10 protein-coding genes are annotated in these 9489 nt (G+C 70.7%); 4 read left to right on the top strand and 6 right to left on the bottom strand.

Going from position 1 to position 9489, the window contains the following annotated elements:
• Positions 1–90 precede the first annotated feature (90 nt).
• Entirely contained in the window at positions 91–426 is a 336-nt protein-coding gene (locus BM109_RS22305; RefSeq protein WP_093347314.1) for a YnfA family protein, read from the bottom strand.
• Positions 427–591: 165 nt separating this feature from the next.
• Here BM109_RS22305 and BM109_RS22300 point away from each other — a divergent pair, with 165 nt between their 5' ends.
• Together BM109_RS22300 and BM109_RS22295 are read left to right on the top strand one after the other, a co-directional pair.
• Positions 592–1878, top strand: coding sequence for a retroviral-like aspartic protease family protein (locus BM109_RS22300; protein WP_177239430.1), 1287 nt, complete (start codon positions 592–594; stop codon positions 1876–1878).
• A gap of 66 nt (positions 1879–1944) precedes the next feature.
• Positions 1945–2415, top strand: coding sequence for a surface-adhesin E family protein (locus BM109_RS22295; protein ID WP_093347233.1), 471 nt, complete (start codon positions 1945–1947; stop codon positions 2413–2415).
• A gap of 22 nt (positions 2416–2437) precedes the next feature.
• Here the strand turns inward: BM109_RS22295 and BM109_RS22290 are convergent, their stop codons facing one another.
• Both BM109_RS22290 and BM109_RS22285 read right to left on the bottom strand, forming a co-directional pair.
• Positions 2438–4393, bottom strand: a complete 1956-nt coding sequence (locus tag BM109_RS22290; RefSeq protein ID WP_093347230.1) for a hybrid sensor histidine kinase/response regulator — start codon at positions 4391–4393, stop codon at positions 2438–2440.
• A gap of 388 nt (positions 4394–4781) precedes the next feature.
• Entirely contained in the window at positions 4782–5204 is a 423-nt protein-coding gene (locus BM109_RS22285) for a hypothetical protein (protein WP_143129246.1), read from the bottom strand.
• Positions 5205–5404: 200 nt separating this feature from the next.
• On the opposite strand from BM109_RS22285, the gene BM109_RS22280 reads away from it, so the two are divergent.
• Together BM109_RS22280 and BM109_RS22275 are read left to right on the top strand one after the other, a co-directional pair.
• Positions 5405–5584, top strand: a complete 180-nt coding sequence (locus BM109_RS22280; protein ID WP_093347225.1) for a hypothetical protein — start codon at positions 5405–5407, stop codon at positions 5582–5584.
• Positions 5569–6789, top strand: coding sequence for an NAD(P)/FAD-dependent oxidoreductase (locus BM109_RS22275; RefSeq protein WP_093347222.1), 1221 nt, complete (start codon positions 5569–5571; stop codon positions 6787–6789). The genes BM109_RS22280 and BM109_RS22275 overlap by 16 nt, the downstream gene beginning before the upstream one ends.
• Positions 6790–6801: 12 nt before the next feature.
• Here BM109_RS22275 and BM109_RS22270 read toward each other — a convergent pair whose 3' ends face one another.
• From BM109_RS22270 to BM109_RS22260, 3 genes are all read right to left on the bottom strand, one after another.
• Complete coding sequence (locus BM109_RS22270; protein ID WP_093347219.1) at positions 6802–7644, bottom strand: IclR family transcriptional regulator; 843 nt, start codon at positions 7642–7644, stop codon at positions 6802–6804.
• Between the two features lie 95 nt (positions 7645–7739).
• Positions 7740–8459, bottom strand: a complete 720-nt coding sequence (locus tag BM109_RS22265; RefSeq protein WP_093347216.1) for an SDR family NAD(P)-dependent oxidoreductase — start codon at positions 8457–8459, stop codon at positions 7740–7742.
• Positions 8460–8484: 25 nt separating this feature from the next.
• Positions 8485–9468, bottom strand: a complete 984-nt coding sequence (locus tag BM109_RS22260) for a tripartite tricarboxylate transporter substrate binding protein (RefSeq protein WP_093347213.1) — start codon at positions 9466–9468, stop codon at positions 8485–8487.
• Positions 9469–9489 lie beyond the last annotated feature (21 nt).

Genomic DNA, 9489 nt, shown 5'->3' with positions numbered 1-9489 from the left:
CAATTGGGCACCTGTCGCTTGGGTCTGGCTCGCTGAAGCACGTATCCTCGCTACTAGGCTGGCCGCGTAGATCATTTCAAATACACCCTCTCAGCGCACCAGCCGCGGCCCGGCCATGATGATGAACATGCCGAGCAGGCTGACCCCCACGCCCACCCAGTCGGTCACGCTCGGCTGCACCTTGTCGACCGCCCAGAGCCACAGCACCGCCACGCCGATGTAGACCCCGCCATAGGCCGCGTACACCCGGCCCGCCGCGGTCGGGTGCAGGGTCAGCAGCCAGGCGAACAGCGCCAGCGAGACCGCCGCGGGCAGCAGCAGCCAGGCCGAATGGCCCTGCCGCAGCCAGAGATAGGGCAGGTAGCAGCCCACGATCTCGGCCAGCGCGGTGGCGACGAAGAGGGCGAAGGTCTTGAGCAGGTCCATGCGGGGATTCTCGGCGCGGATCGCGCCACCGCCGGCCGCTCGGGCCCGGCGCGATGCCAGGCCCGCGACACCCCGGCTAGGTATACTTTCCGACACATTTTTGCGGCAACCGGCCCCCGCTCGCGCGGGAACACGCACACAACGCCGGTGCCTCGGGAGGACCTCATGGACGAGCACACGGGATCACGGCGCGAACCGCAGTGGACGGGAGACATCGCAGCCGCGGCCCCCGGCTGGGAGCCGGGCTTCCTGCGCGACGACCGCGAGCGCGGGCGCAAGGCCGGTCCGCTGCTGTGGGGCCTGGCGGCCCTCTCGCTGGCGGCACTCGAGGCCACCACGCTGTTCTTCGGACGCTCGGAAGCCATGTCCCCGGCGTTCCGCATCGGCACCGCGCTGGGCGCCCTGCTCTGGCCCCTCGTCGTGGTGCTGCTCTGCTCGCTCTGGGACCACCGCTTCAGCCAGCGCCGCGGCGTCAAGGTCTTCGCCTGGACCTGCCTCGTGCTGGCGGCCGTGTCCTTCGCGAGCATCGCCACCACCCGCGGCTACTGGCAGCGCTGGCTCAACAAGGACAACCTCACCGCCGAGGACTTCCGACGCCAGGCCGGACGCTGCGCGCGCGAAGCCGACCTGGCCTGCGAGGAAGCCAACTGGCAGGACTACGTGCGCCTGCTGCCCGGCGACACCCTCGGCCTCGCCAACCTCGGCATGGCACAGGCCCGGCGCGGCAAGCACCAGCAGGCGGTCGAGAACTTCGAGCGCGCCGAAGCGCTCGGCGAAGGCGCCTACGACCTGTTCGCCTTCCATGCCGACAGCCTCTCGAAGCTGGGCCGCGGCGAGGAGGCCATCGCGTGGTCCTACAAGGCGCTGGCGGCGCAGCCCGCGCTGGTGGACGTGCGCGCCAGGCTCGCGCGCCTGCTGGTCGCGGCCGGCCGGCCCTACGAAGCCCTGTCGCTGCTGCAGGCCTACGACAGCCAGGCCCAGGCGCGCGGCAGCCCGCTCTATTTCGCGGGCCAGCGCATCGCCATCGAGACCGCCATCGACCAGAGCGGCGGCGCCGCGGCCCCCGAACGCGCCGGCCTGCGCCTGCCGGCCTACGGCGGGCACTTCTTCGCGCCGGTCAACCTCGGCGAAGCCAAGGCCATGGCCTTCATGGTCGACACCGGCGCCACGCGGCTGTCGCTGGCGGAAGAGACGCTGCGGCAATCGAAGGTGGCCTACCGCGTCGTCGATCCGAGCGTCAGGATGTTCACCGCCGACGGCCGCCGGGTCGTCGCCAAGGCGATCGTGATCGATGCCATCCGCATCGGCCGCTTCGAGCTGAAGAACGTGCAGGCCATCACCTGTGCCGACTGCCTGCCGCTGCTCGGGCAGTCGGTGCTGTCGATGTTCGACATGCGCTCCAGCAAGGTCCAGGGGCTGGAGTTCATGACGCTGGTGAAGCGCGGCGGCTGAGCGCCGGTGCTCGAGCGCGACAGGCCCCGCGGAACCCCGAGAAGAAAAGACGCGCAGGAGGATGCGATGAACTCACCGACCCGGCTGCGCCACATCGCGCTGGCCCTCGCCTGCGCCTGCACCGCGCCCCATGCGCTTGCCACCGATTGGCGCCGCGTCGGCAACCCGACACCGGATGGCGACAACATCTACCTCGACGTGAACGGCCCCGCGCGGGAGCCCGGCGGCCATGTCGTCGCGAGTCTGCTGTTCGACTATGGGCAGGAACATCGGACCGCCGACGGTCGCGCCTATGGGTCCGACGTCCGGATCACGCGGATCGATTGCCAGCGCGAACGCCTCGCGGACCAGAGCATCGTGAGCTACGCGGGACGTGCCAGCCAGGGACCGGTGGTTCGACGCATGGTGCGCCCACCCTCGGAGGCCGAGGCCGCCATGGAACCCGCGCTCCAGCACTCCACCGGGCAGGCCATCGTCTGGGCCGTGTGCGAACTCATGGTGCGCGGCAAGCCGCGGGGCTACAAGCCACCGCCTTGAGCCGTCCGACGTGGCGCCGGGCTCAGCCTGTCGTGCTCCCTGGCCGCTCCTCCTGGAACAGCCGCTCCAGCATCCGCGCCAGCCGGTCCACGTCCACCGGCTTGGTCAGGTGCCCGAGGAAGCCGGTCTCGAAGCTGGTGTCGCGGTCGCTGGGCTGGCCGTAGCCGGTCACGGCGATCAGCGCGGGCGGGTCGACCAGCTCGGCGCGCAGCCGGCGCGCGACCTCGTGGCCGTCGATGCCGGGCAGGCCGATGTCGAGCAGCACGACGTCGGGCCGCCCGGCCTTGACCGCCTCGATCGCCGCGAAGCCGTCGTGCACGACCGCGCTGGCATAGCCCAGCGCGTCCATCAGCAGCGCCATGGTCTCGGCGGCGTCCTGGTTGTCGTCGACCACCAGCACCAACCGTTCGCCGGGCGCCCGGCCCGAGATACCCTCGCCCGCCAGCGGCTCGGCCACGGCCGCCAGGTTGACGATGAATTCGCTGCCCTCGCCCGCGCGCCCGCTGCTGAACACGCTGACCCGGCCGCCATGCAGCGCGACCAGCTGCTGCACCAGGCTCAGCCCGAGGCCGAGCCCGCCCTTGGAACGCGCAGCGTCCTGCTCGCCCTGCACGAACAGGTCGAAGATGCGGTGGACGTCCTGCGGCGCGATGCCCGGGCCGGTGTCGCGCACCACGATCTCGGCCTCGATCGGGCTGGCGCCCGCGACGCCGGGCGCGGTGGGGCCGGCGCCGAGCCGCAACTCGATGCGCCCGCCGTTGTCGGTGAACTTGGCGGCGTTGTGCACCAGGTTGCTGACCACCTGCACCAGCCGCGCCCGGTCGCCCGTGACCCAGGGGTCGGCGCCGTCGACCTGCAGCTCGAGCACTTGCGACTTCAACGCGACCAGCGGACGCACCGTCTCGACCGCGTCGTGGATCACGTCGCGCAGCCGCACCGGCTTGGCCTCGAGGTGGATCTTGCCGCTGGTGATGCGGCCCACGTCGAGCAGGTCGTCGATCAGCCGGGTCATCTGCCGCAGTTGCCGGTCGATGATGTCGCGCGTGCTGTTGAAGATGCGCGACTCGATCTTCTCGCGCTTGAGCAACTCGAGCGCATTCGAGATCGGCGCGAGCGGGTTGCGCAGCTCGTGCCCGAGCATCGCGAGGAAGGTGGCCATGCGCCGTCCCTCGTCCTCCAGCGCGGTGATGCGCCGGCGCTCGCTGAGGTCGCGCGTGACCTTGGCGAAGCCCTTGTGGTGCCCCGCCGCGTCGTACAGCGCCGTGATGACCACGCTGGCCCAGAAGCGGCTGCCGTCCTTGCGCACGCGCCAGCCCTCGTCCTCGAAGCGGCCGTCGCGCAGCGCATTGCGCAGCTCCTGCGCGGGCCAGCCGCTGGCGGCCACGTCGGGCGGATAGAAGGTCGAGAAGTGCCGGCCGATGATCTCGGCCGCCTCGTAGCCCTTGTTCTTCTGCGCGCCCGCGTTCCAGCTGATCACGTGGCCCGCGGGGTCGAGCATGAAGATCGCATAGTCCTTCACGCCCTCGACCAGCAGCCGGAAGCGCTCCTCGCTCGCGCGCAGCAGTTCGTCCTGCAGGCGCCGCTCGCTGAGGTCGCGTGTGATCTTGGAGAAGCCGCGCACCGTGCCGTCGGGCCCGGTGAGCCGCGTGATGACCACGCTGGCCCAGAAGCGCGTGCCGTCCTTGCGCACGCGCCAGCCCTCGTCCTCGAAATGGCCCGCCTCGCGTGCCTGCGCGAGCTCCTGGCGCGGCCCGTCGCGCTGCTGCGCTTCGGCCGGATAGAGCATCGAGACATGGCGCCCGAGGATCTCGGAACCTTCGTAGCCGCTGACGAGCCGCGCACCGGCATTCCAGCTCAGCACCATGCCGTCGGGATCGAGGAAGAAGATCGCGTAGTCGGTGACCGCATCGATCATCTGCCGGTGATCGGCGTCCGACAGGTTGGCGATGGACAGCCACTCGGCGGCGGGATCTGGCATGTGTTTTGTTCTCTCGGACAGTGGGTTCGCGCCGGTTCCCCCTCGGCTGGACCGGGGAGTATTCCCCCGCCCGGCGGCCCGATCCGTGGGACGTTGCCGACATTTGCGGTCGGCCATCCTGCTGGGGCCACTGGATTCGGTTGGCCTGGCGGCCGGACTGCCGAGGTGTCGAAAGAGAGATGCGAGCAGTTCGACCCACTCGAGCGTGGACGAGGGATCGGCGCCCTCGGCGGCACCGTCGACGGCGATCGCGCTGTATCGCCGTCCGGGGCGCTAGGAATTCAGCGGCCAGGACTGGCGGGTTTTCGCATCGGTGCATGCGCCGCTGCAACCCGGTCACGCAGCAGCGCCCCCCGTGCGCTGAACCGCAGGCCAGCGGGATCGGATCTCACTGTGCCGTGAGAACCACGATCTCGCCGTTGGAACCGCGCTGATAGAACAGCTCGTTGCCTTTCAGGCGCACCTCGTTGCACCGGCTTTCGAGGGCCTTGCGCATGTCCTGGCAGAGCTTCGTGCCATCGAGCCGGACCGTGCCGTCGAAGATGCCTCCACCGGGCCCGGCACCGGTGCCGCCGCGCCGGTACGCCAGCCGGAAGTAGTCGTCGGGGCCGAAGTCCATCGTCCAGCCCGTGCCATCCATTCGCGTGCCCACGAACTTCTTGCCGTTGAGGCCCTTGAGCGTCTCGGGCGTCAGTGCCACGGCCTCCGCCGGAAACTCCGGCGCGGCCGACTGGGCCAGCGCAGCCGGCAGAGCGATCCCGAGCGCAGCCGCTGCGAATGCGCAGCGACGGATATGTTGCAGGGTTCTCATGCTTTCGATCTCCTGTCCGCCTCGAGGCGTGAGTTGAAGCTCCCCCTCCGGGTGCTCCGCGGCGGAAGTATTGAGACGGACCCGTTCCTTGGCATCCTTCGAATCAAGTAGATCCTTGGCAGGCGCCGCACACGTCCCCTACAGCGGGGACAGACAAGCCGGGCCCCTGCGAACACCATCGCGCTGCAGGAGACACGCAGATGGAATGGCTGATCCCTTACAAGCTCGACACCGACGCGCCCGACGGCGGCCGGCCCTCGCTCCAGGCGCCATGCGCGCCGGAACCGGTGCCGCACGCCGCGCGGCATCGCAGCGCATGGACGCGCGTGCGCACCCTCTTCTTCCCCACCCCGATGCGCGCGCCATGCAACAGGTCGTGATAGTCGGCGCGGGCCATGCCGGCTTCCAGTGCTGCGCCTCGCTGCGCCAGGAAGGCTTCGAGGGCGCCATCGTGCTGGTCGGCGACGAGGCCAGCCTGCCCTACCAGCGGCCGCCGCTGTCGAAGGCCTACCTGCTCGCGAAGGCGAGCGCGAGCGACCTGCATTTCCGCCCCGAGCGTTTCTTCGAGGAACAGCGCGTGCAGCGCGTGCAGGGCCGCGTCGAGCTGATCGATCGCGCCGCGCAGCGCGTGGTGCTGACGTCGGGCCAGGCGATCGCCTACGACCATCTCGTGATCGCCACCGGATCGAGCCCGCGCCGCATGCGCGTCGAGGGCGCGGAGCTCGAGGGCGTGATGAGCCTGCAGACGCTGGTCGATGCCGACCGGCTGCGCGAGCGGCTGGCCGACAGCCGGCGCGCGGTGGTGATCGGCGCCGGCTTCATCGGACTCGAGTTCGCCTCGGTGGCGCGTGCCCTCGGCCTGGACGTGACGGTGCTCGACGTGGCCGATCGCGCGCTGGCGCGGGCCGCCTCGCCGCACAGCGCGCAGGCCGTGGCGGCCTCGCACGAGGGCCGCGGCACGCGGCTGCGCTTCGGCTGCGGCGTGACGGCGCTGGAGGGCCACGCGGGCCGCGAGGGCGGGATCGCGGCGGTGCGCACCGCCGACGGCGAGACGTTGCCGGCCGACCTCGTGGTGGTCGGCATCGGTGCCGAGCCGCGCACGCAGCTCGCGGCGCAAGCCGGGCTCGCGGTCGACAACGGCATCCGCGTCGATGCGCAGCTGCTGAGTTCCGATCCGGCGATCTCGGCCATCGGCGACGTGGCGGCCTTTCCGGATCCGGTCAGCGGCCGCCCGATCCGGCTCGAGTCGGTGCAGAACGCCGGCGACCAGGCGCGCAGCGTGGCGGCGCGGCTCGCGGGCAAGACGGTGGCGCATGGCCCGGTGCCATGGTTCTGGAGCGACCAGGGCGAACTCAGGCTGCAGATCGCCGGGCTGCGCGCGGCCGACGACACGCACGTGGTGCTGCGCGATGCGGCTTCATCGGCCGCGACCGTGCTGTGCATTCGCGAAGGACGCCTCGCGGCGGTCGAGACCCTCAACCGCGCGGGCGATCACATGCTGGCGCGCCGGCTGCTGGCCAAGGGCGTGGCGCTGAGCGAAGAAGAAGCGCTGGCGCCGGGCTTCCAGCTCAAGGCGCTGGCCTGAGCCGCACGCGCGTCAGAGCACGTCGCTGCCCGACAGCGAAGGCGTCTGCGCGATGCGCTCGGAGATGACGCGGCAGGCCTCGAGCAGCGGTGCCACGTAGGCCTGGGCCGGGTCCTCCTTCTGGCGGAACACCAGCGTGCTCACGCTGATCGCCGCCACCGGCACGCCGCCCACGCCGCGGATCACCGCGCCGAAACAGAAGATGCCGGCTTCGTTCTCCTCGTTGTCGACCGACCAGCCGCGCTCGCGCGTCTTCTGCACCTCGGCGCGCAGCGCGGCCGCATCGACGGTGGTGTTGGGCGTGTAGCGCGGCGTCGGCAGGCGCTTGACCAGCGCCTTGAGCGCGCCGTCGTCGAGCGCCGCCATGTAGGCCTTGCCGACGGCGGTGGCATGCAGCGACACGCTGGTGCCGATGCGCGAGGCCATGCGCACCGCGCTCGGGCTCTCGAGCTTCTCGATGTAGACCATGGTCGTGTCGTTGGGCACGGCCAGGTGCACGGTCTCGCCCGTGAGGTCGCGCAGCCGCTTGAGCTCGTCGACCGCGGCCAGCCGCAGCTCGGAACGGCCCCAACTGCGGCTCGCGAGCTGGATCAGCCGCGGGCCCAGCCCCAGGGTCGCGCTGTGCGGATGCTCGACCAGCAGGCGCTCGGCGATCAGCGCCGCGACGATGCGGTGCACCGTGGGCCGCGGATAGCCGCTCGCGCGCATCAGCGCCGCGACGTTGACCGGCTCCTGCGCATCGGCCACCAGTTGCAGCACGTGCATGAACTTGGAGAACGAAGCGGTGCCCGCGACCTGGTTCGCGGAAGCGGCGGAAGAAGCGGAAGCGGCGGAGGAAGACCGGGGAGCGGGCATGGACAAAGGGACGAGGCCGGCGCGGGCACCGGCGGGAACGAGGGCCGGGCCATTATCCATACCCTCCATCCAGTCCACGCGCATCGGGCGCGCCCTCAGCTCACCATGTAGCCGCCGTCGACCGGCAGCACCACGCCGGTCATGAACGACGCGGCCGGCGTGCAGAGGAACATCGCGGCGCGCGCCACGTCGTCGGGCGTGCCCCAGCGGCCCAGCGGCGTGCGCGCGAGGATCGGGCCCGCGCGCGCGGGATCGTCCTGCAGCGGTTTGGTCAGCGGCGTCGCGATCCAGCCCGGCGCGATCGCGTTCACGCGGATGCCGTCGGCCGCGTAGGCGATCGCCAGCGACTTGGTGAGCTGGGCCACGCCGCCCTTGCTCGAGGCATAGCCGGGCACCAGGCCGCCGCCGAAGAAGCTCAGCATCGAGGCCGTGTTGACGATGCAGCCGCCGCTCGCCTTGAGGCGCTCGCGCGTCATGCCGCACACGCGCATCGTGCCGGTGAGGTTCACGGCCAGCACCTTCTCGAACACCGCGAGGTCGTGCTCCGCGCCGCGCAGGATGATGCCGGCGCAGTTGAAGACGATGTCCAGGCGCTCGATGCCGCCGATCGCGGCCTCGAGGCTCGCGTCCGAGGTCACGTCGGCCTGCCGGACCTCGACCGCGGCATCGAGCGTGCCGTCGCCGTTGCCCAGGCCGATGGCCGTGACCTGCGCGCCGAGCGCGGCCAGGTGGTTGGCGATCACGGCGCCGATGCCCTGGGTGGCACCGGACACCAGTGCCCGCTTGCCCTTGAAGAGTGCTGCCTCGTAAGTCATGAAACGGGAGTTGCCTTTGCGTGGATCAGTTCTTGATGTCGAGCTTGCCCATCAGCGTCTTGAAGTAGGCGCTGTCTTTGGCCATCGTGGCCTTGAAGGCGACGTCGTCGGCATAGGCGAAGCCCAGGTTCTGCTTGTCGAGCACCTCGCGGAAGGCGGGCTCGTTGGCGGCCTGCTGGCTCACGGTCTTCAGGTAGGCGATGACCTCGGGCGGCGTGTTCTTCGGCGCCGCGATGCCGCGCCAGGTGCCGATCACCAGGTCGATGTTGCGTTCCTTGAGCGTGGGCACCTTCTCGAAGCCCTTCACGCGCTGCTCGGCCATCACGGCCAGCGTCTTGAGCTTGCCGGCCTGCACGTAGGTCGTGACCTCGGCCGGGCTCACCGCCACCGCGTCGATGTGGCCGCCCATCAGCGCGAGCACCGCGGGGCCGGCGCCCTGGAACGGCGTGTGGTTGAACTTCACGCTGGTCTTGTCCTCGAGCGCGGCGGCCGCCAGGTGCCAGATCGAGCCGTTGCCGGCATTGCCCACGCTGAGCTTGCCGCTGTCCTTCTTCGCGGCGGCCAGGAATTCCTCGATGGTGTTCCACGGCGCATCGGCGCGCACGGTGATCGCGGCCTGGTCGGCATTGAGGCGCGCGATGGGCGCGAGGTCCTCGTAGGTGAACTTCGCGAGGCCCATGTGCGGCAGCGTCGTGAGTTCCACCGTGACCACCGCGAGGCGGTAGCCGTCGGGCTTGGCATTGATCACGTCCTGCCAGCCGATGGCGCCGCTGGCGCCGGGCTTGTTGACGATGATCATGCTCTGCGGCATGTGCTTGCGCGTGGCATCGGCGAAGGCGCGCGCCAGTGCGTCGGTGCCGCCGCCGGGCTGGAACGGCACCACCAGCTCGACCGGCTTGTTGGGATAGTCGCGCGATTGCGCCGAGGCGGGCGCGGCGGCCAGCAGCGCCGCCACCGGCAGCAGCGACAGCGCCGCGAGGCGTTGCAGTTTCGAGGCGAAGCGAATCATGGGGTGTGTCTCCGTGGTTTG

The sequence above is a fragment of the Variovorax sp. PDC80 genome (assembly GCF_900115375.1).
Classification (GTDB): Bacteria; Pseudomonadota; Gammaproteobacteria; order Burkholderiales; family Burkholderiaceae_C; genus Variovorax.
This window is presented reverse-complemented; position numbering and strand designations above follow the sequence as displayed.